Source organism: Micromonospora sp. NPDC048905 (assembly GCF_040649655.1).
Classification (GTDB): domain Bacteria; phylum Actinomycetota; class Actinomycetes; order Mycobacteriales; family Micromonosporaceae; genus Micromonospora.
In genome coordinates this window covers 26,031-49,494 of sequence record NZ_JBEZFV010000018.1, presented here as the reverse complement: position 1 = coordinate 49,494, position 23,464 = coordinate 26,031, and the positions used below count along the sequence as shown (strand labels likewise).

Here is a 23,464-nt window from a genome sequence, read left to right as displayed (position 1 = left end):
GGTCAGCTGACCGCCGCCTGCCACACCCACGAGGTTCGCCGCGCTCGGCCGGGCAGCTCACCGCGGCCGGTCATCCAGAGCAGCACCTCCGGTGCGGCGCCGCTGGGGGCGTCCGGGAACAACCGCCGCAACACCAACGTGCTCAACCGCTGCGGCGGCTGCCACGGCACACCGAGGCCGACGCTGATGTCGTGGGTGTGCAGCAGGATCTCGGCCACCCCCATCGCGGCGAAGCCGGCCGGGTCGCAGGGACCGTAGTGCCAGGCCCGCGCGTCCGGCGGGGCGGAGTCGACGGCGGCGGCGAGCAGCCCGGCGCAGGCCCGCGCCACGGTGAGGGTCTGCGCCGGGCTCGCGTCGGGGGAGACCCGCAGGTCGTACGGCAGGTAGCCGTCCTCCGGGCGGCCGGTGACCTGGCCGGCGTACGCGAGCAGGTCGTGTGCGACGTGCGCGGCGGTGGTCCAGCAGTTCCAGGTCAGCGGCCCGGCGGGCACGGACCAGTCGCGCTCGCGGTGCGGGTGCAACACCCGGGTCATCTCGTCGGCCGCTTGGAGCACCTCGACGCCGGTCACCGCTGACATTCGTCGACCTGCCGGACAGCATCGGAAGACGTGGGAATTTCGTCGTCAGCAAGGAGATTCGTCGCATGCAAGAATCCATTCTTGCATGCGGGGAGGCGAGTGGAGTGTTGCCCAACCTGCTGGTGGACACGACGGTGTTGGCACCGGCGGACAGGTTCGAATTCTGGCATGCCCTGGTCGCCCAGGAGACAGCGCCGGCGCACATCAGCAGTGCCCAGCTGGACAACTTCGTCGCGTACGCCCAGGCGATCGATCTCGGTCCCATCCGGCTGACCTCGCTGCGGTACCCGTCGCTGGACTCGACCCGGCCCGCCCAACTGGTCCGCAGAGCCGAGGCGGACGTGTATCAGCTCGCCCTACCTCTGACGGGCCGCAACGTGTTGACTCAGGACCGCAACGAGTCCGCGTTCGAAGCCGGGAATCATTTCACGCTGCTGGACACCGCGCGGCCGCACGTGGCCCGGCACAGCGCTGACGGCCCCGGTCTCGCCGCCACGATCACTGTGCAGATACCCCACGCGGCGCTACCTTTCGCGCCGGACCTGCTGCGCCGTTTGCTGGCCATGACGATGCCGTCGCACCTCGGCGTCGGCGGGTTGTTGGCCAACCACCTCCGGAGCGTCGCGGCGCAGCCGGAGCAGTATGGGCAGGCTGACGCCGAGGTCCTGGGCCGGGTGGCACTTGACCTGCTCACCGCCATGCTCGCTCAGCACCTCGATGTCGAGGGCACCCTGTCACCGGAGGCCCGGCACACCGCGCTGCGCGCCCGCGTCGTCGATTTCATCGATCGTCATCTCGGCAGTGCTGAGCTCAGCCCTCGTAGCGTCGCCGCCGCCCACCACATCTCGCTGCGGTCGCTGCACCGTCTGTTCGAAGGGGAGACGACGACGGCGGCCGAACTGATCCGCGTCAAGCGTCTGGAACAGTGCCGGCGTGATCTCGGGAATCCGCTGCACCTCCGGCAACCGGTTCAGGCCATCGCCGCCCGGTGGGGGTTTGCGGACAAGGCCCACTTCAGCCGCCTGTTTCGTGCTCGCTTCGGACTTTCACCGCAGGCATACCGGGCCGCCGCCCACCAGCGCTCTCGTTCGTAAATTTCATCTGTCTGATAAAATCTTGCAGGCCGATGTTGATTTTCGTAGGCTGCCCTGGTGATCGATCAGCCCCTGGTTCAGGCGAGGCAGTTGACCAAGGTCTATCCACCGCGTGGGTCCACAGCGGAGTTCCGCGCGGTCGACGGCATCGACTTCGAGGTCCAGCGGGGGGAGTCCTTCGGGCTGCTCGGCCCCAACGGCGCCGGCAAGTCCACGACCATGCGGATGATCGCCGCGACGTCGCCGATCAGCGGCGGCAGCCTGCGGGTGCTCGGCCTGGACCCGACACGACAGGGGCCGGAGATCCGCGCCCGGCTCGGCGTCGTCACCCAGGACGACTACCTGGACAACGAGCTGACCGTCCGGGAGAACCTGCACATCTACGGGCGCTACTTCAGCCTGCCCCGGGCCGTCATCCGGGACCGCGCGACCCGACTGCTGGACTTCGCCCAGCTTCAGGAGAAGGCCGGCGACCAGGTGGAGACGCTCTCCGGCGGTATGCGCCGACGCCTGACCATCGCCCGTTCCCTGATCAACGAACCCGACATCCTGCTCCTCGACGAGCCCACCACCGGCCTCGACCCGCAGGCCCGGCACATCCTGTGGGACCGGCTCTTCCAGCTCAAGCAGGAGGGCGTCACGCTCATCCTCACCACCCACTACATGGACGAGGCCGAGCAACTCTGCGACCGGCTCATCGTCGTCGACCACGGCCGGATCGTCGCGCAGGGCTCACCCCGGGACCTGATCACCAGGTACGCCACCCGGGAGGTCCTCGAACTGCGGTTCCGCCTCGACGACCGGGACACCGCGACGGAGAAGCTCCGGACGTCGGCCCTGGCCACCGACGGCAACGACACCGACGGCCGTGTCGAGTCGCTTCCCGACCGGGTGCTCGTCTACACCGCCGACGGTGAGGCCGCCCTCGCCGCGGTGCACGCCATGTCGCTCACGCCGCTCACCGCCCTGGTCCGTCGCGCGACGTTGGAGGACGTGTTCCTCACGCTCACCGGCCGATCGCTCATCGAGTAGCAGAGGAGACCACGGTGTTGCAGGCATTCGGATACTGGATGGTCCGCTACCGACGCACCTGGCGTGGCTCGATCGTGATCAACGTACTGAACCCGCTGCTGTTCCTCATCGGTATCGGCGCCGGCCTGGGCGCCCTCGTCGACGACAACGCGCCGGCCCAGATCGCCGGCGTCTCGTACGCGGCGTTCTTCGCCCCGGGCATGCTGGCCGCCGCGGCGATGCAGAACGCGTTCCTGGAGGGGTCCGGGGGAGTTGCCCGGGCCGCGGGTTTCGGGGCGTACCGCAGCGCCACCCCGACGCCGCTGGGCCCGGAGCAGCTCGCCGCCGGGCACCTGCTCTTCATCACCTTCCGGGTGCTCATCGCCAGCGGCGCCTTCATCGTGGTGATGGCCGCGTTCGGGTTGGTCGGAGGCTGGTGGGCGCTCGGCGCCCTGCTCGGCGCGACACTGACCGGGGTCGCGTTCGCGGCACCGGCCGCCGCGTGGGCGGTCGGGGTACGCAAGCTGCGCCACATCGACACGGTGTTCCGCTTCGTCATCATGCCGCTCTACATGTTCTCCGGCACGTTCTTCGCCGTCTCCCAGCTGCCGGAGTGGATCCGCCCGGTGTCCTACCTGCTGCCGCTGTGGCACGGGGTGGAGCTGTGCCGCACCCTCAGCCTCGGCACCGCGACGATCACCGGCAGTTCCGTCCACATCGCCTACCTGCTGACGCTGGCCGTCGGCGGCTTCCTGGTCGCCCGGGTCACCTACCGGCGACGGTTGCACCCGTGACGGCCCACCCACCGAGTCCCGTGGAGACAGCATGAGCACCGTCGTGGTCGTACCGGCCTGGACGCGACGTCGCGCGTTCGCGCTCGTCGAACGCAACTTCATGATCTACCGTCGGTCGGTCACGCCGCTGCTCAACGCGCTCGTCGAACCGATCCTGTACCTGCTGTCGATCGGCGTCGGCGTCGGGATGCTCGTCGGCGCCGTACCCGGGGTCGACGTCCCGTACGCCGTCTACGTGGCCCCGGCGATCCTGGCCACGACCGCGATGAACACCGCGTTCAACCAGACCAGCTTCGGTGTCTTCGCCCGGATGAGGATCGAGAAGACCTACCAGGCGATCCTGCCGACGCCGCTGTCCGTCACCGACATCGCCGTCGGCGAGGTCACCAGCGCGATGATCAACGCGTTGCTCACGTCGATCGGATTCCTCATCCTCATGGCGGTCGGTGGGCTGGTGACCTCGGCGTGGGTGCTGCTGGCCCTACCCGCGTCGCTGCTGATCGCGTACGCGTTCGCCGCGGGCGGGCTAGCCGTCACGACGTACCTGCGCGACTTCCCGGACTTCCAGTACATCCAGCTCTTCATGCTGCCGATGTACCTGTTCGCGACGACGTTCTACCCCCTGTCGGTCTATCCGGAGGCGGTGCGACCCCTGATCCAGGCGCTGCCGCTCTACCACAGCATCGAGCTGGTCCGCGAACCGACGTTGGGTCGGCTCGGCTGGGACCTGCTGATCCCGGTCGTCTACCTGCTCGCGTTCGGGTCGATCGCGATGATCGTCGCGACCCGTCGCATGACCCGGATGATGCTGCGCTGACGGTGCGGCTGGGTCGGGTCGGTCCGCTGGTGGTCACCGCCTTGCGTCGGTCGGGTCGTCCGCGGCGAAGTCGCGGACGGCGGCACGGATCGCCTCGCCGTACGGGTCGTCGGGCAGGTGCGCCAGGTGTTCGCCGGCCCGAGCCAGGTGCTCCCGGGCCTGGGCGGGGTTACCCAGACGCCGGTGGCAGTCGGCCAGGTTGAGATACAGCGACGGCAGGAACGCCCGGACCTGGAGGGAGGACAGGTAGCGCTGGGCGCGTTCGTCGGTCAGGTCGGACACCGCGGCCAGGGCGCGCTCGTCCCAGGTCAGCTCCGCCTCGGTGGTGTCCTGGAGATCGGCGAGGTAGTGGGCGAGGGTGCAGCGGTGGAAGGCGTCGCCGGTGGGGCCGATCTCGTCCCACAACGCGGTGAGGGCGTCGCGGGCGGGACCCTTGCGCCCTGACCGGCCGAGCTGCACCGCCTCGCCGATACGGGTCATTGTCGGGTCGGGTGTCGGGTGGTCGTCCATACCGCCGATGCTCGGGCCTCGACCCGGTCGAGGGTCAAATCAGCTGCGCCCTGGTCGATCTCGGTTGCGGTCCGTGCCAGCACCCGGGCACGCTTCCCGGATGCCCGCAGCCCACGCGTACCACGACCAGGCCGGTGACGTGTTCGCGGCGCACGCCGCCGACGGTCCGCACAACGCCTACACGGACCGACCAGCCATGCTGACGCTCGCCGGCGACGTCGCCGGTCTCCGGATCCTGGACGCCGGCTGCGGTGGCGGGCACTACGCGGTCGAGTTGGTCGACCGGGGAGCCGAGGTGGTGGCGGTGGACGGCAGCGCGACGCTGGTCCGGCACGCCCGGGCACTGCTCGGCGACCGCGCCGACGTCCAGCAGCACGATCTGGACGCCCCGCTGGAGTTCGCGGCCGACGCGTCGTTCGACGGAGTCGTCTGCGCGCTGGTGCTGCAACACCTGACCGACCGCGCCCGGTTCCTCGGGGAGGTGCGGCGAGTGCTGCGGCCGGGCGGCTGGTTCCTGCTGTCGACGACCCACCCGACGTCGGACTGGCGGTACTTCGGCGGATCGTACTTCGACGAGAGCTGGGTCGAGTTCCCGGCAGCCGACGGGATCACCATGCGCTTCCAGCGGATGACCATCGAGTCCCTGGTGACCGAGGTGCTCGACGCCGGGTTCGTGCTGGAGCGGCTGGTCGAGGCGCGGGCGGTCGAGACGCTGCGCGCCGTCAACCCGGAGCGCTACGAGCGGCTGACCGAGCGCCCGAGTTTCGTCGCCCTGCGCGTACGCCACCCCTGACGACGCGCACCCTCCGGTCACGCTCGGGAGACCTCCGGCGGGGCGGAGGAGATGACGCCGTCGAGGACATCCCGCACGGCCCGCAGGTCGTCGATGGCGGCGGTGAGGCGTTCGCGTTCCCGATTGAGGTCCACGAGCAGCTCCGGGCAGTCGACGATCAGGCGGTTGCCGTCCGTGCCCATGCAGGGCAGCAGATCGGCGATCGTCGCGGTGGACAACCCGGCGGCCAGCAGCGTGCGGATGTGCGCCACGGTGGCCACGTCGGACTCGCGGTATTCGCGGTAGCCGCTGGGGCGGCGTTCTGGTCGCAGCAGATTCTGCTCCTCGTAGTAGCGCAACAGCCGGTGGCTGACGCCGGTACGACGCTGAAGCTCTCCGATTCGCATGTGCTCACGCCCAACTGCTTGACTCTCACATCGATGAGAGAGTTTAGCCTCGGCCCATGACCACCAACCACGCCGATCAGGCCGCATCGACCGGGGCTGCGCCACGCCAATGGCTCGGCCTGGCCGTGCTGGCCCTACCCACCTTCGTGCTGTCCATGGACGTGACGGTGCTCTACCTGGCTGTACCGCACCTCGCCGTCGACCTGCGTCCTAACGGCACCGAGCTGTTGTGGATCACTGACATCTACGGATTCATGATCGCTGGCTTCCTCGTGCCCATGGGGGTCCTGGGGGATCGGATCGGACGGCGCAGACTCCTCCTCGTCGGCGCGGCGGTGTTCGCTGCCGCATCCATACTCGCCGCCTACTCGACGAGTACCGGCATGCTCATCGCCACGCGCGCCGTGTTGGGCGTGGCCGGCGCCACGCTGATGCCGTCCACCTTGGCGTTGCTCAGCAACATGTTCCAGCAGCCACGGCAACGCGGCACCGCGATCGGCATCTGGGCGGCCTCGCTGTCCGCAGGAGTGGCGCTCGGACCGCTGGTGGGGGGAGCGTTGCTGGACTGGTTCTGGTGGGGCGCCGCCTTCCTGATCGCCGTACCGGTGATGGTCCTGTTGCTGATCGCTGGGCCCTGGCTCCTGCCGGAGTTCCGCGATCACCGGTCGGCCCGCATGGATGCCGCCAGCATCGCGTTGTTCCTCGCCGCGGTGCTGCCGGTCGTCGGCGGGATCAAGCAGCTTGCCAACTCCGGCGCCACACCAGTGGCCGTTGCCTTCATCGCGTGCGGACTCGCCGCCGGTCTGTCGTTCTGGCGGCGGCAACGACGGCTCAGCAATCCGATGGTGGACGTGGGTCTGTTCCGCGACCGCAAGTTCGCCACGACGATAGTCACGCTGATCCTCGGGCTCGCCTCGGTCGCTGGCGTCTATCTGTTCGTCACCGTGTACCTGCAGTACGTGGCTGATCTATCCGCGTTCGAGGCGGGATTGTGGCTGCTGCTACCGGCGGTGGCGATGACCGTGACATCCATACTCGCGCCGCGGCTGGCCCAGCGCTGCTCCGCCAGTGGCATCGTGTGCGGCTCGCTTGCGCTCTCCGCGATCGGGTTTGCCCTGATCACACAGATCGACGCCAGATCGGGCCCGGTCCCCCTCCTGGCCGGCATCACCGTGGTCTACCTCGGTCAAGGTCCGATCATGGCGTTGGGCACCGATCTCGTCGTCGGTGCGGCACCTCCCCGCAAAGCCGGCGCGGCTTCGGCTCTCTCCGAAACGAGCGTCGAACTGGGACTCGCGCTCGGCGTCGCGCTGCTCGGCAGCCTCGGCAATGCCGTCTACCGGCAGCACCTCACCGTGCCCGACGCGCTGTCAACGGCAGCCGCGGAGACCGCTCGGCAGTCGGTCATCGACGCCGCCGCCATCGCGGGTCAACTGCCCCACGGGCTGGCCGGTGACCTCACCCAGGCCGCCCGGGAGGCGTTCGCCATCAGCCTCAACCACGTCGCGGTCGCCGCCGCGACGACAGCCGGTCTGCTCGCACTCCTCACCATCACCGCACACCGACACCTGCCGAAACGGTAGGCGGGATTGCGCTGGCGGGCCGCGTACCGGTTCGCCTACCCGACCCGGCCAGTCGGTCGGGCCGTGACACTGGCCAGCGCCTCGACCAAGGGCAAGGGGTTGAGGTAGTCGCGATAGGACAGAATCTGGCCATTGCGAACTCTGATGACCGCGATCACCGTCTGCTCGAAAGGCTGGCCGGTGACGACGAGGTTGCCGTACGCCTCGTACTCCACGATGACGACCTCCGGGTCGGCGGTCTCGTGTAGCACCACGTTGCGGTATTCGTCGAACGTGACGAAGGTGCCGGCTGTCTCCGTGAGATGACGGCGAATCTCCGCACGCCCTCGCAGTCGAGCGGGCACGCCCGGCGGTCGGTAGGGCCACTCGATGTATCCGTCCGGCGCCATCAACGCCACGAACGTGTCGACGTCGACCTCGCGGCCAGCCCGCAGCACCTTCTCGACGACAGTGCGAGACGAGGTTGTCATCGCGACCTCCCGGCCAGCATTGATTGAACAAGCGTTGATTGAACCAGCGTAGAACGAACGAGAGAGCCGGTCAACAACCGTAGAATGACCAGGTGACCGAACCGAGCCCGCGGTTGACTCGAGCCCAACAGCGCCGCCAGACCGAAGAGAGCATCCTGACGGCGGCCCGGCAGATGTTCGCCGAACTCGGCTACGAGCGCACCACGATCCGTGCCGTGGCCAGGGCGGCCGGGGTCGACGCCGGCCTGGTGATGCACTACTACGGAACCAAGGACAACCTCTTCTCCCGTGCCGCCGAACTGCCCGCCGACGAGCTGCCGGCCGCCGATCTGCCCAGCGGCGGGGATGAAGGGATCGTCGACGTCCTGCTCGCCTCGCTCGCCAGCCGCCTGGACGACGAGCCGGTCGCCTCACTGGCGGTCCTGCGGTCCATGCTCACCAACAGCGACGCCGCCGAGCGGTACCGGGCCGCCGCCGAGCCTCAGCTCAGCCAGATCACCACCGCGATTCCGACCGAGGACGCCGAACTGCGCGCCAGCCTGCTCAGCGCGATCGTCCACGGCGTGATCATCGAGCGTTACCTGCTTCGACTCGGCCGACTCGCGGACGCCTCACCCGATGAGATCATCGAGCTGCTTCGTCCGTGCTTCCAGACGTTGGCCACCGCCGAGGTGCGGCCGTCACCGGTCCGGTCTGCCGGCGCGAACTGAGCCGCGACCCGAAGGGCTCCGCACGGCACCGCGCGGGTCGCCGGTCGCTGGCCCGGCAAACCGTCTCGCGCTGGTGTGGGGGACCCTGAGCACTTCGGGCACCGTGCCGGCGCGCCGGTCGGGTCACTCGCTGTCGGACGGACGCAGATCTTCCACGTGGGAAGTCCAGGTGGTGAGCAGTCCCTCAAGTGCCTTGGTCTCCGCGGTCGTCAGCACGCTCAGCAGGCGGCGCTCGTTGCGCATGTGGTCGGTGAATGCCTGGTCGATCAGTTCGCGACCGGGCTGGGTGAGGGCGACGATCCGGCCGCGCTGGTCGTCGTCGGAACGGCGGCGGGTGACCAGTCCGGCCCGCTCCAGGCTGTCGATTCGCTTCGTCATCGCGCCGGTGGTGACCATGGTGTGTGCGGCGAGTTCGCCGGGCGCGCGCTCATAGGGCTCACCAGCGCGGCGCAGTGCGCACAGGACGTCGAACTCTCCCTCGCTGAGTCCGTAGCGGCGGTAGACGAGGCAGAGTTCTTCGGTGAGGTGGTCGGCCAGGCGATGCAGCCGACCGATCACGCCCTGCGGGGAGATGTCGAGGTCGGGCCGCTCGCGACGCCAGTCGGCCTGGATGCGGGCCACGCGGTCCAGCGGTTGCGGGTCGTCCATGTACCCCAATATAGCTTCGGAGGAAGCTATATTGTCTTCCGTGGAAGCTAATCTGCGGTGGGTGGCCCTGACCGCTGTCGCACCGGTGGCCTGGGGCGCGAACTACTACGTCACCCATGAATTTCTGCCACCCGACAGCCCTCTCTACGGAGCCGCTCTGCGGGCGCTCCCCGCCGGCCTCGTCCTGCTGGGCCTGTGCAGGCAGCGACCGCGCGGTGCGTGGTGGTGGCGTTCCGCGGTGCTCGGGCTGCTCAATGTGAGCGTGTTCTTCGTGCTCGTCTACGCCGCCTCGCAACTCCTCCCGACGAGCATCGCCTCGACCGTCATGGCGCTGTCCCCGCTGGCCATGATGCTCATCGCCTGGGCCCTCGTCTCCGAGCGCCCAGGCATCGCGCACCTCGCCGGCGCCGCGATCGGGCTCGGCGGGGTCTGCCTCATGCTGCTCACGGGGGCGGGACGAGTGAGCACGCCGGGAGTCCTCGCCTCGGCTGCGGCGATGCTCGTGTCGGCCTTTGGCCACATCCTGACCAAACGGTGGAACAACACCGGTGCCGACGTGCTCGCCTCGACCGCCTGGCAACTAACGGCCGGAGGGCTGTTCCTGCTGCCTGTCGCCGCGGCCGTGGAGGGCCCACCGCCCGCGCTCTCCGCGCCGGCACTCGTCGCGTTCGGCTACGTCACAGTCGTCGCCACGGCGCTGGCATTCGTTGCCTGGTTCACCGGGCTGCGGCACCTGCCCGCGGGGACGGTGGGCCTGGTCGGACTGCTCAACCCTGTCACCGGCGTGCTGCTCGGCACGGCATTGGCCGGAGATGTGCTCACAGTTCAGCAGTTGTGCGGGCTGGCGCTCGTTCTGGTCGGAGTCGTCCTGGGGCGGCCCACACCCGCAGGACGACGCGATGGTGGTCGGACTCCTCCCAACCCGCACCCGACAAGTGCCCCGCCCGCTGAACTGGTGCCCCTCAGGCCTGGGCGGCGATGGCCGTGAGCACCGCACGGGCGGACGTCGGACGGTGACCGATGAGGGCCTCCAGTGTCGGGTCGGTGACGGCGAACTCGCCACGGCGAGCCGCGCGGTACATGCCGAGGGTGAAGTCCGCTGCCGCCGCGGGCATGCCGCGGGCGATGGCGGCGGCCCGCCACTGGTCGTCATCCACGACGACGCGCCTGATGGTGCGGCCCGTCACGGTGCTGAGGATGTCCGCCACCGCCTCGAGGTCGAGCATTTCCGGCGCGGTGAGCGGGGCCGTGACCCCGCCGAGTACGCCGTCCTCGGCGAGGGCGATGGCCGCGGCCTCGGCGAGGTCGGCGTGTGCGGTCCAGGAGACCGGACCGTCCGCTGGTGCCACGAGCTGACCGGTGTCGAGGGCCGTGCCGATGGCGAAGCCGAGCGTGCTCGCGTAGAAGCCGTTGCGCAGGGCGGTGAAGGGAACACCCAGTCCGGCCAGATGCTCCTCGGTCTCGGCATGCGTGTGCTGGGCGGGAAAGAGCGAATCCCTGGCCGCCGCCTGGTGGCTGGTGTACAGCACGCGCTTGGCCCCGACGGCGTGGGCGGCGTCGATGGCGGCGCGGTTCGCGGTGATCGCACCGCTGCCGCGAATGGCGGCGGACACGACGAGGACCTTCTCGGCGCCCTCGAAGGCGTGTTGCAACGTGGTCGGTTCGGTGAAGTCTCCGGCGCGGACCCGTACGCCGCGCGCGGCGAGACCCGCCGCCTTGGTCACATCGCGCACGCTGACGCCCACGGTGTCGGCGGGCACCCGCTCGAGCAACCGGTCGACGATCTGGGAGCCGAGCTGACCGGTGGCACCGGTGATGACGAACATGATGGGCACTCCCTGTTATCGACGTTATCGTGGCAACGTTAGCAGTGATAGTACTAGGATAACAAGTTTCTGTTAGCATTGATCCATGACTGCGGCGCAGGACACGGCATCCCGAGACGACGTGCGGCTCGGCATCGTCACGGCGGCCAGCCAACTGCTGCGGGAGAAGGGCGCGAACGCGGTGACGACGCGGGCCGTCGCCCAGGCGGCCGGTGTGCAGGCGCCCACCATCTACCGCCTCTTCGGCGACAAGGACGGCCTGATCGATGCCGTCGCGGAACACGTCATGGCGACCTACGTCGCCGCCAAATCCGCCGTGGTGCAGGCCGCCGAGGGAGATCCGGTAGCGGACCTGCGGCTCGGATGGCGGGTGCACATCGAGTTCGGCCTGGCGAATCCCGAGTTGTACGCCCTCATCGGCACTCGGGAGGCCGGGAGGGCGTCGCCGGCGACGGCTGCCGGCATCGAGGTGCTGCGCACCCGCGTGCGGCGACTGGCCGCGGCCGGCCTGCTGGGCGTCGACGAGCGGCGTGCGCTCATGATGATCCACGCCGCCGGCAACGGAACCATCCTCGCCCTCCTGGCGACACCTCCGCAGGAGCGCGACAGTGGTCTGGGTGACGCCATGTTCGACGCCGTACTCAGCAGCATCCTCGTGAGCGCTCCAGCGACACCCGACACCACAGTGAGCGCGGTGGCGGTCACCTTCGCCACGGTGGTGCCCGACCTTCCGGGGCTCACCGACGCCGAACGCGCGCTCATGACGGAGTGGCTCCACCGATCGTTGACCGCGCCCCGCGGGCCAGCCCGAAGGTGATCGCCTGGCGCGGAAAAAGCATTGGACGCGATGATGCGCGCCTTGTAGTTTGCGCCTGACCGTGACAGCACCCGAGGAGGTGAGACCCATGACCGCTGTATCGATATGGGTGCTCCCCATCCCGTCATGGCCGGGCGATTGACGTAGGTGTCGCCGGGAGCGCCTCGCCACCAAGGCACTCTCGAAGGGCAACACCTATGCGTTCTCCGCAATTCACCACCGCGCAGCCGTCTGCCAGCCGGGCCGACCGCGCACCCCTCACCTTCGATGTGATCATCGTGGGATGTGGACCGACCGGAGCCATGCTGGCCGCCGAGCTACGGCTGCACGAGGTGCGGGTACTCGTCCTGGAGAAGGAAACCGAGCCCGCGTCGTTCGTCCGCATCGTCGGTCTGCACATGCGCAGTCTCGAGCTGATGGCGATGCGTGGACTGCTGGATCGCGTCCTCCCGCACGGGCGACGGCGTCCAGCTGCCGGCTTCTTCGCCGCCATCGCCAAACCCGCGCCCAAGAGCCTGGACTCCGCGTACGCCTACCTGCTGGGAATCCCGCAGCCGGTCATCGTGAACGTGCTCGAAGAACGCGCGCTCGAACTGGGTGCGCAGGTACGGCACGGGTGCGCGGTCACCGACGTGCAGCAGGACGACGAGGGTGTGACAGTCCTGCTGGCCGACGGGGAACGGTTGCGGTCGCGCTACCTCGTCGGCTGCGACGGCGGGCGCAGCACCGTACGAAAACTGCTCGGTGTCGGCTTCCCCGGTGAGCCGACACGCACCGAGACGCTGATGGGCGAGATGAAGGTGGGCATGCCCCCGGAGGAGGTCGCCGCCACGGTGGCCGCGCTCGGCGAGGCCCCACAACGGTTCTGGCTCCGGCCTTTCGGGGAAGGGGTCTACAGCGTGCTGGTCCCTGCCGCAGGAGTCAGCGACCGCACGGGACCACCCACCCTCGAGGACTTCCAACAGCAGTTGCGCAGCATCGCCGGAACCGATTTCGGCGTCCACTCTCCGCGCTGGTTGTCCCGCTTCGGTGACGCCACGCGGCTCGCCGAACGTTATCGGGTCGGGCGGGTGCTCCTGGCCGGCGACGCGGCGCACATCCACCCACCCATCGGCGGACAGGGCCTCAACCTGGGCGTCCAGGATGCGGTCAACCTGGGCTGGAAACTGGCTGGGCGGATCCGCGGCTGGGCGCCGGATGAACTGCTGGACACCTACCAGGCCGAACGCCGTCCGGTCGCCGAGGACGTGCTGGACAACACCCGCGCCCAGACGGAGCTGCTGTCCACCGAACCGGGTCCACGGGCCGTGCGCAGGCTGCTCACCGAGCTGATGGACTTCGACGAGGTCAACCGCTACCTGCTGGAGAAGATCACCGCGGTCGCCATCCGCTACGACTTCGGCGAGGGTCCCGATCTGCTCGGACGCCGCCTGGGTGACGTCGCCCTGAAACAGGGCAATCTCTACGGTCTGCTGCATCGCGGCCGCGGCCTGCTGCTGGACCGCACCGAACGCCTGACCGTCGGCGGCTGGTCAGACCGGGTCGACCACCTCGCGGATCCCACCGCGGCGCTGGACGTGCCGGGTGTCCTGCTGCGCCCCGACGGGCACGTCGCCTGGATCGGCGACGACCAAGAAAGCCTGGACGACCACCTTTCCCGCTGGTTCGGCACGTCCACCCACTGACGTCGCTTCTTGATCGACTCGATCGACACCGGGCAGACTGATCGCATGACAGGTCTGACCGCCGAGCTCGTGGTCGATGGTCGTACCCCGCAGAGGCCGGCGCTCGCCCCGAACGGGCGCCGGCTCTGCTACGTCCTCGCTCCGACCAGCCGGACCGGTGACCACCTCGACACCGAACTCTGGCTCGTCGACACCGATGGCGCCGTCGCGTCGCACCGGGCGACCGCCGACACGGCGACCGAGTCCGTACCACGCTGGTCGGCCGACTCGACGACCCTGTTCTTCCTGTCCGACCGCGCCGTCCGTGGCACCCCGCAGCTACACGCCCTCAACCTCTCCGACGGCACGTTGACCACGGTGACCAGCTGGCGCACCGGCGTCATCGACCATCTGCCGCTCGCCGACCCCACCCTGGTCGCTCTGCTCGCCGAGGACGAACCCACCGGGCCGGACGCGCGCCGCGCCCGGGACCGCGACGACGCCATCGTCGTCGGCGAGCGCGAACCGCGTGCCCGGTTGCGTCTGCTCGACCTGCGCACCGGCCGGATCACCACCCCGAACGTGTTCGGTGACCGGCACGTCGTGGAACTGCGGCAACGTCCCGACGGCGGCCCACTTGCCGTGCTGACCAGGGCCAGCGCCGACAACGACCACGGCCCGCGCGGCGGCCAACTGCACCTGCTCGACCCCACCACCGAAACCGTGGAGAACCTCGGACCGGTCGGGGTCGACGCACAGTCGCTGGCCTGGTGGCCGGGCGAGGACGGTTGGCACCTCGGACACCTCGCGCTCACCCCACCGGGTCTGCAGGCCGGCACTGCCGTGTTCGACCTGGCCGTGGACAGCCGCGTCCTGCGCAACCGCACGGCTGGTCTACCGATGTGCCCCACCGAACTCTGCCAGACCGACGCCGCGCCGTTGGTGGTGTGCGCTGATGGCCTGAACACGACCCTGGCCCGACTCGACCCCACCGGCCTCACGACCCTGTCGCAGCACCCGGGACGCCTCGACAACCTGACCACCACCCCAGCCGGTGCGGTGATCGCCGTCCTTACCGGGACCCGCTATGAACCGCCGAACGTGCACGTCGGACCGCCAACCGGGGCGCTGCGAAGGATCACCAACACGCGCCCGGAACTGGACGGCGTCGCACTCGGCACGCAACAACCGTTGGCCTACCGGGCCGCCGACGGCCTCGACCTGGACGGCCTGCTCGTCCTGCCGGTCGGAAGAACCGCAGCGCAGGGTCCGTTCCCGCTCATCACGATCGTGCACGGCGGCCCGTACGACCGCTACGCCGATCGGTGCCAGTTGTTCTGGTTTCCCAGCGCGCAGTGGCTGGCCGCCGCCGGCTACGCCGTGTTGTTGCCCAACCCGCGCGGTGGTCAGGGCCATGGCCACGGCTTCGCCGCCAGCGTCGCCGGCCGGGTCGGACAGCAGGAGTGGACGGACATCCTGACCGGCATCGACCTGCTCGTCGCCGAGGGCATCGCCGACCCCGACCGGCTGGGCATTGCCGGCTGGAGTCACGGCGGCTTCATGTCCGCCTGGGCCGTCGGCCAGACCGACCGCTTCCGCGCCGCGGTGGTCGGCGCCGGCGTCGTCGACTGGGGCATGCTCGCCGCAACGGGGGAGAACGGCCAGTTCGAAGCCGCACTCGGTGGCAGCACCGGCTGGTCCGGCACCGGACCACACCCACACGACGCGGTCAGCCCGATCTCCTTCGCCAGCCACATCCGCACTCCGGTGCTCATCCTGCACGGCGCCGAGGACACGAACGTTCCCCTCGGACAAGCCGTGTACCTGCATCGCGCGCTGCGCCACTTCGACGTCGAGCACGAGTTCGTGATCTACCCGAGAGAGGGCCACTCGATCCGGGAACGCCACCACCAGATCGACGTCCTGCGCCGCACCCGCGCCTGGTTCGATCGCTGGCTGCGGCCCTGACCGGGGGGCACGTGGACGGGATCACCGCAGGTCGTACCCAGTGGTGGTGTCGACGTGGTCGGGCACGGGGTCATGGTGGTCGCCGACGGTGAGGGTGCCGGTGGGTTCGAACATCAGGATCGCGGCACCGTCCGCGGAGGAGGGTCTGTGGTCGGTGCCGCGCGGTACGACGAACACCGACCCCTGTGGCAGCACCACGGTTCGTTCCTGCTCGCCCGGTAGGCGCAGGGCGATGGTCAACTGCCCGGACAGTACGAGGAAGAACTCGTCGGTGTTGTCGTGGCGGTGCCACACGTGCTCGCCAGCGACCTTGGCGATGCGTACGTCATAGTCGTTGACCCGCGTCACGATGCGCGGGCTCCACAGCGCCTCGAAGGTGGCCAGGGCGGTGGACAGCTGGACCGGTTCGCTGATCATGGCTGTCATCGTGGCCGATGCCGTCAGCCAGGCGTGAGTGCTAGAAATCGCGTATGCCGCACCAATCCTCGCAACCTGGCGACGCGCACCGGGTGGTGATGCTCGTCGACGACGGGTCGAACCCGTTCGAACTGGGCGTGGCCACCGAACTGTTCGGCCTGCGCCGCCCGGAGATCGACCGCCGCTGGTACGACTTCACGCTGTGCGCCGCCGCCCCGGACACCGTGCTGCACGCCGGGCTGTTCACCCTCAGCGGCGTACCCGGCCTGCACGCCGCCGAGGGCGCCGACACCCTCATCGTGCCGAACCGGCCCGACCCGCACGTCCCGCCCGCGCCCGCCGTCATCGACGCCGTGCAGCGGGCTGCCGCCCGCGGCGCCCGACTGGTCAGCTTCTGCACCGGCACGTTCACCCTCGCCGCCGCCGGGGTGCTCGACGGCCGGCACGCCACCACCCACTGGCGCTGGAGTGATCTGTTCGCCGCCCGCCACCCCCGGGTGTTGCTGCACCCCGACGTGCTGTTCGTCGACGACGGTGACGTCCTCACCGCCGCCGGCAGCGCCGCCGCCCTCGACCTCGGCCTTCACCTGATCCGCCGCGATTACGGCGCGGAGATCGCCAACACGGTCAGCCGTCGGCTCGTGTTCGCCGCGCACCGCGACGGCGGGCAACGCCAGTTCGTCCCCCAGCCACTGCCGGCCGTACTCGACACGTCTCTGGCACCGCTGCTCGACTGGGTCCGAGGACGGCTGCACCAACCCCTGAGCGTGACGGACCTGGCCACCCACGCCGCCGTCAGCCCGGCTACCCTGCACCGCCGCTTCCACAGCGAACTGGGCACCACCCCGCTGGCCTGGCTGACCAGCGAACGCATCAATCTGGCCTGCCGCCTGCTCGAAGCAGGTGAACCACGCCTGGACAGCGTCGCCCGCGCCAGCGGCCTGGGCACCAGCGCCAACCTGCGTACCCAGATCCGCCGCCACACCGGGCTGACGCCCAGCGCCTACCGCGGTCGCTTCACCACCGCCGCCCGCCCGCACCAACGGGGCCGTGCTGACAACTGACCACGAGACATCTCCCGCCCCGGCGCCGGGCCTGCCGTCAGGCTCGGTGCGTTACGGGGAACGCCGCCGCACGTCGCCCGTACCTCCGACTGCGGTAGGCCCGAGCAGGCGGCCTGAATGAGCGGCTGTTACGGCCGGACCGCGGCACGGGGCGCTGGCCGTGGCGGCTGAGCCGGGTACGGCGACGCCGCGCGAATGTGCTGACCACCGCCGGGCAGCTGGCCCATCGGCAGGGCCTGCGCTCGTACGCCGAGCACCTCGACCATATCGACGGGGGACCCAGCCACCCTCGACGCGGCGATCGCGCTCGTCGACGGCGTCCTCACCGATCTCAGCGACCGCCCTCCTGAGTTCCGTACCGATCCCTGGGACCCGATGAACGGACCGAGCCGAACCAGGCAGGGACCCAGTGTCCTAGGACGGCTTAGCAGCCGTGCGGCAAGCTGCACCAACAGCAAAGATGAAACGTCGCTCCGCGCCGTTACCAATCACCCAAAAAGAGGCCCGGGCGGAGGGCTGCACTCGTCACCGCCAGGTTCTGGTGCGACGGAAGCCCGTCGACCCTTTACGCCGCAAGCACCAGCCGACTAGGGGTCACCGAGCAACCATCGCCATACGCGATCACGCTGCCGTCGTTGGGGGAGGAGCGGATCGCGATCGTCGTCCTCGATTCGCCGGCGACACCGTCTCCTCACCGCGACGCGCTCCCGACGCCTCGGCTGCCGCAGGGGCCAGCAGCCCGTCGTACGTGGCCACTTCACCGAACTCCGGCCATACGAGAAGATCGTCTTCACATTGGGCTGGGACCCCACGCCCGACCTGACCGACCTGCCAGCACGGCCGGAAACGCGACGTCGGCCATACGTGACGCGTGCCGTGCCACCTTGATCGCGCATCCACTTCTGGCCGATGAGCGTGCGGGCGATCGGAGCAGTGTGATCGCGTCGCGTCACGTGGCCGTGGCGGAGTTCGGATACGGCTGATCCGGCACGTTGTCGTGGGCCTTCTCGTCGTGGACGGTGCAGCGTCGACGGTGATACGCCCAGGTGGCCAATCCCAGCGTCACGCCCCACGGCAGCCATACGAGGTTTCCGACCCATGCTGCCCAGTTGGCCGGGTCGAACTGAGCCAGGGCTCGCCACATCGTGACGCCTGACCCGGTGAGGATCACGGCCACGACCGTCGCCGGCACGACCGCCAGCAGCCGTGGCACACGCATGCCGAGCATTCGTGTTCCCCAGGGCTGGGTGAGCCCGAGCGTCAGCAGGCCGCCGCCGGCCGCGGCGCACGCGAAGACCAGTTCCCGCGCGCGTCCGGCTGGCGAGGACACCATCACGGTGGTCGCCGCATCAAGCCCGAACGGATAACCGGCGGCCCACACCGCTCGCGGTACCGCATACACGAACGGGAACGCTGCGGCGAGCAACGTCACCGGCCGGCCCCAGGGCGGTGCGGTGCAGGGTGTGGGCCGGCGTGCCACCGCCGCCCACAACGCGCCGCCCGCCGCGAACCAGGCCTGCGCAACCGCGGCCGTTTCCACCCGATCTGCCCGCAGCATCAGCAGTTCGCCGACCGCGAGCAGCAGACGCCCGTCGGGGATGACCAGGAGGAGTACGGCGGCGGCCGGCCAACCGACGAACCGCAACGGTGGGCGCCCTGCCGGCAGCACGGCCACGACCGCGCCGAGCGCGGCGAGCACGGCGAGGGCGAGGCCGGTGGGGAGCGGGTCGAGGCCAGTCAATACCGCGCCCATCCGGGTGGCCCGATCGCTGTCACCGAACGGGAAGCCCGGGCCGCCGGTCGCCCACATCAAACCGGCTACCGCGGTCGCTGCCGACCATCCGGCGGTCGCTGTTTGCACGAGGTTCTTTCGCATGCAGACCAGCGTCGGCGCGGAGCCGTTGCCCGTGTACCTGCCGAACGGCCGGTTCCGGGCCGCACCCGCTACGCACTTCGGCCGTTGGGCAGGTGTGGCCGGTGCGGGCAGGTCACTAGGGTTGGCACCGTGCTGACGTTGGCTTCGGCCGTGCTCGCGGTGGTCGCGGCCGTGTTGATCGTTCGGGGCAGGTTCGGCGGGTTCGCTGTGGCCGTCGCCGTCACGGGTTCGATGACCGTCACGGTCGCCGGGCGGAGTCCCAGCGGCTCGCCTCCGGCCTGGGGGCTGTCGCTGCTGCCGTTGCTGGCAGAGTTCGCGGCGCTGACGGTGATCGTGGCCTGGGTGACGCGCCGGACCGGGCCACGGGCAGCGGCGCTCGGGGCGGGTTCGGCCGGGGTGGCGGTGGCCCTGCTCGTGTTGCGGCTCACCGGGCCGCCGTCGCTGCTCGCCGCCGTCGGGGCATGCTGCCTGTGGGGATTGCCGGCTGTGGGTGCGGTCGCTGTCGGACTGCACCTGCGTCGCCAGGACCGGCGACGGGTACAGGTCGCAGCCGAGGCGCGGCGGGCACAGCGGCTGGGACTTGCGCGGGATCTACATGACTACGTTGCCCACGACGTCAGCGAGATGGTTGCCGCCGCTCAGGCCGGGATGGTCGTCGGCGGCGACCCGGCTACCGCGACGGCGCTGTTCCGGCGGATCGAGCAGGCAGGACAGCACGCGATGGCCGCACTCGACCGGACCGTGCACATGCTCGGCGATCAGCTACCGGGCCTCGACGAACTGCCTGTGCTGGTGGCCGGCTTCGACGCCGCCGGTCCTGTTCGCGCCGACCTAGACCTCGACCCGGTACCCGCGGGCTTGGTCCCGGCCGACGTCTCGGCCCTCGCCTACCGCACGGTGGCCGAGGCGCTCACCAACATCCGCCGGCATGCCCCGACCGCTACCGCGGTCTCGGTCACGGTGGTCCGTACCGACCTCGGCACCCTCACCGTGACTGTGACCAACGACGTGCCGACCACCGCGGCGGCACCGGCTCGGGCCACACCCGGTGGGCGTGGGCTACCGGAGCTCACCGCGGCCGCGGCAGCTCTGCACGGACGCCTCGACGCGGGAGCGCACGGCGGCGGCTGGCGGCTGCGTGCCGAACTACCACTGGCGCCGGGGAACGGCCGGCCGTGACGACGATCAGAATCCTCCTGGCCGACGATCAAGAGGGCATCCGGGCCGCGTTCCGCCTGATCCTTGACGCCCAGCCCGACATGACCGTGATCGCTGAGGCGGCCGACGGCGTCACCGCCCTGGAACTGGCTCGCCACCTGCGCCCGGACATCGTGCTCGCCGACGTGCGGATGCCCGGCCTCGACGGATTGCACCTCGCCCGCGAGCTCGCCGGCCCCGGTGTCGCCGACCCGATCCGGGTCATCGTGGTCACCACCTTCGACCTCGACGAGTACGTGCACGCCGCGCTGCGCCACGGCGCGTCCGGGTTCATGCTCAAGCGGTCGGGCCCGACGCTGATGATCGAGGCAATCCGAGCGGCGATGGCTGGCGACACTCTGATCAGCCCACAAGTGACGATGCGCCTACTGAGGCATCTGAACGCCAAGGCTGCCATCGCGCCGGAACAGCCCGATGCGGCCATGCTCACCGGGCGGGAACGCGACGTCGCGCGACTCGTCGCTACCGGCCGGTCCAACGCTGAGATCGCCGCTGAGCTGCACATCTCCGTGGGCACGGTGAAGGGGCACCTCACCGGCATCCACGCCCGGTTGGGAACCCGCAACCGGGTCGAGATCGCCGTCTGGGCCCATGAGTCGGGCCTGACCGGCCGTGCATAGGACCGGATGTACCGTCGTGCCGCGACCCGCGTCCTCACGACCCGGCCGGGACCACCGCCGGACCGTCGCCGGGACCGGTCGTCGGGATGTTGCCACCCGGCCCATGCAGGCAGCCTGGCCATACGGTGCTCGGATGAGTACCTGGCCGCCGACCCGGTCGCCGCGCACGCGGTCCTCGCGCAGGCTTGGCTCACCTCATCTGTTCGAGCTGAGGCCGGATCCGAGTAAATGGGAGGCCTCGGCACGCCAGCTGCGGGACGGGCGCGAGAAACTGCGCCGATCACCCGGGGACGCTGGCAGCCCAGTTCGCACTGGGAGTAGCGCTGATCATGACCTCCACCCGCAGGCGCGGCCTCACCCTGGTCGGGCAGTCGCTTGCACGGATACACCGCGCCGTCGGCCTCAAGTCGGACCTGTTCGCGCAGGGCCTGGTCGCGCTGCTCGTACTCCCCTTGCTTGCCCGCAGAGTTCTGCACCTGCTCAGCCGGGCAGGCTCAGCAGCCGATCACGAATGAGCACCGAAAGGTCTGGACCTTGACCGAGCTGTACCCACCAGTCGAGCCGTACGAGACCGGCATGCTCGACGTCGGCGACGGCAACGTCGTGTACTGGGAGGTGTGCGGTAACCCGGCCGGTAAGCCAGCGCTTGTCGTCCACGGCGGGCCCGGCTCGGGGTGTGGGACCGGCTGGCGTCGGTACTTCGATCCGGACCGGTACCAAGTCGTCCTGTTCGACCAGCGTGGTTGCGGTCGGAGCACACCACACGCCAGCGATCCGGCGACCGACATGCGGCACAACACCATCTGGCACCTGATCGCCGACATGGAGCGGCTGCGCGAACGCCTCGGCATCGACCGCTGGCTGCTTCATGGCGGATCCTGGGGTTCCACGCTCATCCTGGCCTACGCGCAGCAGCACCCTCGGCGGGTGACCGAGATCGTCATCGCCGGCGTCACCATGACCAGGCGCGCCGACATCGACTGGCTCTACCGAGGCGTCGGGCGGTTCTTCCCCGAGCAGTGGGAACGATTCCTCGAAGGAGCTACGGGCACATCCCGCGACGGGGACGTTGTCGCCGCGTACGCCCGCCTCATGGAACACCCCGACCCCGCCGTGCGGGACAGGGCCACGATCGATTGGTGCGCCTGGGAGGACGCGGTCCTGTCCGGGGAGACCGGCGGCGCATCACGTCCGTACGGTGATCGCCCCCCTGCGGCGCGGCTGGCTTTCGTGCGCATCTGCGCGCACTACTTCGCCCATGGTGCGTGGCTTGAGGAGGGCGCGCTGCTGCGCGATGCCGGCCAGCTGGCCGGCATCGCCGGTGTCCTCATCCATGGCCGACTCGACCTGGGCGGGCCGCTGCAAACAGCGTGGGATCTGCATCGTGCCTGGCCCGACTCGACGTTGACCGTGATCGAGAGCGCGGGTCATCTCGGTACCGTGGAGACGCGCGAGCATGTTCTTCATGCCCTCGACCGATTCGCAGTCAACGATTCCCTTGGCGTACGAGGCCGCCCGTGCTGGCCTGAGGTGGGCGCTGTCATCTCGTGAACCGGAGCAGTCGCCCGACGCGAAGCCCCGATCGAACTCTCAGGATGGCACCCCGTAGCGGGCGGCGATCGTGGCCGCTCGGTTACGGAGGGAGGTGCGCAACCACTGCGGGGCCAAGGCTTCCGCGTTCGTGGCGAGCTGCCAGAGCGCCCATTCGGCGTGTCTTGGATCTTGGAAGGTCGCCTCCATCCGTAGCCAGCCGTCTGCGTCGGTCTCCTCGGCGTGGACGGCCAGTGCGGTGCCCACCAAGTCCTCCCGCCGCGCGGGGTTCACCCGTACCAGCACGGTGACCTGGTCGCCGCCGTTGCGAAACTGCGCGCTGCGTTCCTGCCAGGCCCCGTCCAGGTCGACCTGGTCTGGTCGCTGTGCGGGTTCGGCGAGTTCCTCGGCGGCCACGATCCGGGACAGCCGGTAGGTGCGGTCCGTGCCAGACCTCGTGGCCAGCAGGTAGCCCTGGTCGCGTACCGTGACGAGGCCGATGGGGTCCACCGTGCGCCACGTCGGGGTTTGGTCCACGGCTGCGTAGTGGATGCGCAGCTTGTGTCCGGCGAACACCGCACGTCGGACCTCGGCCACGACGGCGTCGGGCACCTCGTCGGGGACCTGCCGGCGCGACAGCAGGTCGGTCTGTGGGTCGATGAGCAATCGCTGGACCGCGTCGGCCGCAGTGGCCCGGTAGCCTTCGGGCAGCGCGTCGACCACCTTGCGCATGGCCGAAGCCAGCGCCGAGCCGAGACCGAATGCCTGAGCGCCGCGCCGCGATCCGGCGACGAGCAGGGCGAGCGCTTCGTCGTGATTCAGTCCGGTGAGTTCGGTCCGGAACCCGGGCAACAGTGCGAATCCTCCGTGCCGACCGCGGTCGGCACGTACGGGGACGCCTGCGGCGGACAGCGCTTCGATGTCGCGCAGCACCGTGCGGGTGGACACCTCCAGCTCGCGGGCCAGCGTGGCCGCGGACAGCCGACCGCGTTGGCGCAGCAGCAGCACCAGCGAGACCAATCGGTCGGCACGCATGCGAAGACTCTACCGATACACGACACAGGGTGTCG

At 69.8% G+C, this 23,464-nt stretch carries 25 protein-coding genes; 16 read left to right on the top strand and 9 right to left on the bottom strand.

The window, feature by feature from the left end:
* Positions 1 to 2 precede the first annotated feature (2 nt).
* A complete protein-coding gene (locus AB0C01_RS30885) occupies positions 3 to 578 on the bottom strand; it encodes a maleylpyruvate isomerase N-terminal domain-containing protein (RefSeq protein ID WP_357572817.1) in 576 nt (191 codons plus the stop codon).
* 65 nt (positions 579 to 643) lie between these two features.
* On the opposite strand from AB0C01_RS30885, the gene AB0C01_RS30880 reads away from it, so the two are divergent.
* The 4 genes from AB0C01_RS30880 to AB0C01_RS30865 all read left to right on the top strand — a co-directional run bounded on the left by AB0C01_RS30880 (position 644) and on the right by AB0C01_RS30865 (position 4,294).
* Positions 644 to 1,672 carry a helix-turn-helix domain-containing protein gene (locus tag AB0C01_RS30880; protein ID WP_357572816.1) on the top strand — a complete coding sequence of 343 codons (1,029 nt, stop codon included), beginning with the start codon at positions 644 to 646 and terminating at the stop codon, positions 1,670 to 1,672.
* A gap of 90 nt (positions 1,673 to 1,762) precedes the next feature.
* Positions 1,763 to 2,704, top strand: coding sequence for an ABC transporter ATP-binding protein (locus tag AB0C01_RS30875; protein WP_357249684.1), 942 nt, complete (start codon positions 1,763 to 1,765; stop codon positions 2,702 to 2,704).
* Positions 2,705 to 2,718: 14 nt separating this feature from the next.
* Positions 2,719 to 3,477, top strand: coding sequence for an ABC transporter permease (locus AB0C01_RS30870; protein ID WP_357572815.1), 759 nt, complete (start codon positions 2,719 to 2,721; stop codon positions 3,475 to 3,477).
* 31 nt (positions 3,478 to 3,508) lie between these two features.
* A complete protein-coding gene (locus AB0C01_RS30865; protein ID WP_357249464.1) occupies positions 3,509 to 4,294 on the top strand; it encodes an ABC transporter permease in 786 nt (261 codons plus the stop codon).
* Between the two features lie 33 nt (positions 4,295 to 4,327).
* Here AB0C01_RS30865 and AB0C01_RS30860 read toward each other — a convergent pair whose 3' ends face one another.
* Entirely contained in the window at positions 4,328 to 4,804 is a 477-nt protein-coding gene (locus AB0C01_RS30860; RefSeq protein WP_357249461.1) for a tetratricopeptide repeat protein, read from the bottom strand.
* A gap of 100 nt (positions 4,805 to 4,904) precedes the next feature.
* On the opposite strand from AB0C01_RS30860, the gene AB0C01_RS30855 reads away from it, so the two are divergent.
* The gene (locus AB0C01_RS30855; protein ID WP_357572814.1) at positions 4,905 to 5,597 is read left to right on the top strand and encodes a class I SAM-dependent methyltransferase; all 693 of its coding nucleotides are present in this window, start codon (positions 4,905 to 4,907) and stop codon (positions 5,595 to 5,597) included.
* A 17-nt stretch (positions 5,598 to 5,614) separates the two neighbouring features.
* Here AB0C01_RS30855 and AB0C01_RS30850 read toward each other — a convergent pair whose 3' ends face one another.
* Positions 5,615 to 5,983 carry a MerR family transcriptional regulator gene (locus AB0C01_RS30850; RefSeq protein WP_357572813.1) on the bottom strand — a complete coding sequence of 123 codons (369 nt, stop codon included), beginning with the start codon at positions 5,981 to 5,983 and terminating at the stop codon, positions 5,615 to 5,617.
* A gap of 56 nt (positions 5,984 to 6,039) precedes the next feature.
* Between AB0C01_RS30850 and AB0C01_RS30845 the strand changes: the two genes are divergently transcribed.
* Positions 6,040 to 7,566 (top strand): MFS transporter, encoded by a 1,527-nt coding sequence (locus AB0C01_RS30845; protein WP_357572812.1) that lies wholly within the window; start codon positions 6,040 to 6,042, stop codon positions 7,564 to 7,566.
* A 35-nt stretch (positions 7,567 to 7,601) separates the two neighbouring features.
* Here AB0C01_RS30845 and AB0C01_RS30840 read toward each other — a convergent pair whose 3' ends face one another.
* On the bottom strand, positions 7,602 to 8,036 hold the full coding sequence (locus AB0C01_RS30840; RefSeq protein WP_357572811.1) for a nuclear transport factor 2 family protein: 435 nt from the start codon (positions 8,034 to 8,036) through the stop codon (positions 7,602 to 7,604).
* A gap of 92 nt (positions 8,037 to 8,128) precedes the next feature.
* Between AB0C01_RS30840 and AB0C01_RS30835 the strand changes: the two genes are divergently transcribed.
* Positions 8,129 to 8,746, top strand: coding sequence for a TetR family transcriptional regulator (locus AB0C01_RS30835; protein ID WP_357572810.1), 618 nt, complete (start codon positions 8,129 to 8,131; stop codon positions 8,744 to 8,746).
* A 123-nt stretch (positions 8,747 to 8,869) separates the two neighbouring features.
* Here AB0C01_RS30835 and AB0C01_RS30830 read toward each other — a convergent pair whose 3' ends face one another.
* Entirely contained in the window at positions 8,870 to 9,394 is a 525-nt protein-coding gene (locus AB0C01_RS30830; protein ID WP_357249445.1) for a MarR family transcriptional regulator, read from the bottom strand.
* Positions 9,395 to 9,434: 40 nt separating this feature from the next.
* On the opposite strand from AB0C01_RS30830, the gene AB0C01_RS30825 reads away from it, so the two are divergent.
* A complete protein-coding gene (locus AB0C01_RS30825) occupies positions 9,435 to 10,382 on the top strand; it encodes an EamA family transporter (protein ID WP_357572809.1) in 948 nt (315 codons plus the stop codon).
* On the opposite strand, the gene AB0C01_RS30820 is transcribed toward AB0C01_RS30825, so the two are convergent.
* The gene (locus AB0C01_RS30820) at positions 10,357 to 11,220 is read right to left on the bottom strand and encodes an NmrA family NAD(P)-binding protein (protein WP_357572808.1); all 864 of its coding nucleotides are present in this window, start codon (positions 11,218 to 11,220) and stop codon (positions 10,357 to 10,359) included. The two genes, AB0C01_RS30825 and AB0C01_RS30820, sit on opposite strands and share 26 nt — an antisense overlap.
* Before the next feature lie 85 nt (positions 11,221 to 11,305).
* Here AB0C01_RS30820 and AB0C01_RS30815 point away from each other — a divergent pair, with 85 nt between their 5' ends.
* The 3 genes from AB0C01_RS30815 to AB0C01_RS30805 all read left to right on the top strand — a co-directional run bounded on the left by AB0C01_RS30815 (position 11,306) and on the right by AB0C01_RS30805 (position 15,669).
* Positions 11,306 to 12,037, top strand: coding sequence for a TetR/AcrR family transcriptional regulator (locus tag AB0C01_RS30815; protein WP_357249436.1), 732 nt, complete (start codon positions 11,306 to 11,308; stop codon positions 12,035 to 12,037).
* Between the two features lie 197 nt (positions 12,038 to 12,234).
* Positions 12,235 to 13,722 (top strand): rifampin monooxygenase, encoded by a 1,488-nt coding sequence (gene rox, locus AB0C01_RS30810; RefSeq protein WP_357572807.1) that lies wholly within the window; start codon positions 12,235 to 12,237, stop codon positions 13,720 to 13,722.
* A gap of 45 nt (positions 13,723 to 13,767) precedes the next feature.
* Positions 13,768 to 15,669 carry a prolyl oligopeptidase family serine peptidase gene (locus tag AB0C01_RS30805; protein ID WP_357572806.1) on the top strand — a complete coding sequence of 634 codons (1,902 nt, stop codon included), beginning with the start codon at positions 13,768 to 13,770 and terminating at the stop codon, positions 15,667 to 15,669.
* Positions 15,670 to 15,690: 21 nt separating this feature from the next.
* On the opposite strand, the gene AB0C01_RS30800 is transcribed toward AB0C01_RS30805, so the two are convergent.
* Positions 15,691 to 16,086 (bottom strand): cupin domain-containing protein, encoded by a 396-nt coding sequence (locus AB0C01_RS30800; protein ID WP_357249428.1) that lies wholly within the window; start codon positions 16,084 to 16,086, stop codon positions 15,691 to 15,693.
* Positions 16,087 to 16,139: 53 nt separating this feature from the next.
* Here AB0C01_RS30800 and AB0C01_RS30795 point away from each other — a divergent pair, with 53 nt between their 5' ends.
* Positions 16,140 to 17,150: a helix-turn-helix domain-containing protein gene (locus AB0C01_RS30795; RefSeq protein ID WP_357249426.1), complete on the top strand. Its 1,011-nt coding sequence runs from the start codon at positions 16,140 to 16,142 to the stop codon at positions 17,148 to 17,150.
* Positions 17,151 to 18,099: 949 nt separating this feature from the next.
* Here AB0C01_RS30795 and AB0C01_RS30790 read toward each other — a convergent pair.
* Positions 18,100 to 19,026, bottom strand: a complete 927-nt coding sequence (locus tag AB0C01_RS30790; protein ID WP_357572805.1) for a hypothetical protein — start codon at positions 19,024 to 19,026, stop codon at positions 18,100 to 18,102.
* A gap of 129 nt (positions 19,027 to 19,155) precedes the next feature.
* Between AB0C01_RS30790 and AB0C01_RS30785 the strand changes: the two genes are divergently transcribed.
* From AB0C01_RS30785 to pip, 4 genes are all read left to right on the top strand, one after another.
* Positions 19,156 to 20,205, top strand: a complete 1,050-nt coding sequence (locus AB0C01_RS30785; RefSeq protein ID WP_357249420.1) for a histidine kinase — start codon at positions 19,156 to 19,158, stop codon at positions 20,203 to 20,205.
* The gene (locus AB0C01_RS30780; protein ID WP_357249418.1) at positions 20,202 to 20,864 is read left to right on the top strand and encodes a response regulator transcription factor; all 663 of its coding nucleotides are present in this window, start codon (positions 20,202 to 20,204) and stop codon (positions 20,862 to 20,864) included. Before AB0C01_RS30785 ends, AB0C01_RS30780 begins: the two co-directional genes overlap by 4 nt.
* 329 nt (positions 20,865 to 21,193) lie before the next feature.
* On the top strand, positions 21,194 to 21,379 hold the full coding sequence (locus AB0C01_RS30775; RefSeq protein WP_357249415.1) for a hypothetical protein: 186 nt from the start codon (positions 21,194 to 21,196) through the stop codon (positions 21,377 to 21,379).
* Positions 21,380 to 21,398: 19 nt separating this feature from the next.
* On the top strand, positions 21,399 to 22,415 hold the full coding sequence (gene pip, locus AB0C01_RS30770; protein WP_357572804.1) for a prolyl aminopeptidase: 1,017 nt from the start codon (positions 21,399 to 21,401) through the stop codon (positions 22,413 to 22,415).
* Positions 22,416 to 22,454: 39 nt separating this feature from the next.
* Here pip and AB0C01_RS30765 read toward each other — a convergent pair whose 3' ends face one another.
* Positions 22,455 to 23,429, bottom strand: a complete 975-nt coding sequence (locus tag AB0C01_RS30765; RefSeq protein WP_357572803.1) for a WYL domain-containing protein — start codon at positions 23,427 to 23,429, stop codon at positions 22,455 to 22,457.
* Between the last annotated feature and the right edge of the window lie 35 nt (positions 23,430 to 23,464).

What these genes read in the sequence shown, in the direction of transcription:
- AB0C01_RS30885 (WP_357572817.1), bottom strand. Translation starts at nt 578, where the DNA reads ATGTCAGCGGTGACCGGCGTCGAGGTGCTCCAAGCGGCCGACGAGATG.
- AB0C01_RS30880 (WP_357572816.1), top strand. Translation starts at nt 644, where the DNA reads ATGCAAGAATCCATTCTTGCATGCGGGGAGGCGAGTGGAGTGTTGCCC.
- AB0C01_RS30865 (WP_357249464.1), top strand. Translation starts at nt 3,509, where the DNA reads ATGAGCACCGTCGTGGTCGTACCGGCCTGGACGCGACGTCGCGCGTTC.
- AB0C01_RS30860 (WP_357249461.1), bottom strand. Translation starts at nt 4,804, where the DNA reads ATGGACGACCACCCGACACCCGACCCGACAATGACCCGTATCGGCGAG.
- AB0C01_RS30855 (WP_357572814.1), top strand. Translation starts at nt 4,905, where the DNA reads ATGCCCGCAGCCCACGCGTACCACGACCAGGCCGGTGACGTGTTCGCG.
- AB0C01_RS30850 (WP_357572813.1), bottom strand. Translation starts at nt 5,983, where the DNA reads ATGCGAATCGGAGAGCTTCAGCGTCGTACCGGCGTCAGCCACCGGCTG.
- AB0C01_RS30845 (WP_357572812.1), top strand. Translation starts at nt 6,040, where the DNA reads ATGACCACCAACCACGCCGATCAGGCCGCATCGACCGGGGCTGCGCCA.
- AB0C01_RS30840 (WP_357572811.1), bottom strand. Translation starts at nt 8,036, where the DNA reads ATGACAACCTCGTCTCGCACTGTCGTCGAGAAGGTGCTGCGGGCTGGC.
- AB0C01_RS30830 (WP_357249445.1), bottom strand. Translation starts at nt 9,394, where the DNA reads ATGGACGACCCGCAACCGCTGGACCGCGTGGCCCGCATCCAGGCCGAC.
- AB0C01_RS30820 (WP_357572808.1), bottom strand. Translation starts at nt 11,220, where the DNA reads ATGTTCGTCATCACCGGTGCCACCGGTCAGCTCGGCTCCCAGATCGTC.
- AB0C01_RS30815 (WP_357249436.1), top strand. Translation starts at nt 11,306, where the DNA reads ATGACTGCGGCGCAGGACACGGCATCCCGAGACGACGTGCGGCTCGGC.
- rox (WP_357572807.1), top strand. Translation starts at nt 12,235, where the DNA reads ATGCGTTCTCCGCAATTCACCACCGCGCAGCCGTCTGCCAGCCGGGCC.
- AB0C01_RS30805 (WP_357572806.1), top strand. Translation starts at nt 13,768, where the DNA reads ATGACAGGTCTGACCGCCGAGCTCGTGGTCGATGGTCGTACCCCGCAG.
- AB0C01_RS30800 (WP_357249428.1), bottom strand. Translation starts at nt 16,086, where the DNA reads ATGATCAGCGAACCGGTCCAGCTGTCCACCGCCCTGGCCACCTTCGAG.
- AB0C01_RS30795 (WP_357249426.1), top strand. Translation starts at nt 16,140, where the DNA reads ATGCCGCACCAATCCTCGCAACCTGGCGACGCGCACCGGGTGGTGATG.
- AB0C01_RS30790 (WP_357572805.1), bottom strand. Translation starts at nt 19,026, where the DNA reads ATGCGAAAGAACCTCGTGCAAACAGCGACCGCCGGATGGTCGGCAGCG.
- AB0C01_RS30775 (WP_357249415.1), top strand. Translation starts at nt 21,194, where the DNA reads ATGACCTCCACCCGCAGGCGCGGCCTCACCCTGGTCGGGCAGTCGCTT.
- AB0C01_RS30765 (WP_357572803.1), bottom strand. Translation starts at nt 23,429, where the DNA reads ATGCGTGCCGACCGATTGGTCTCGCTGGTGCTGCTGCTGCGCCAACGC.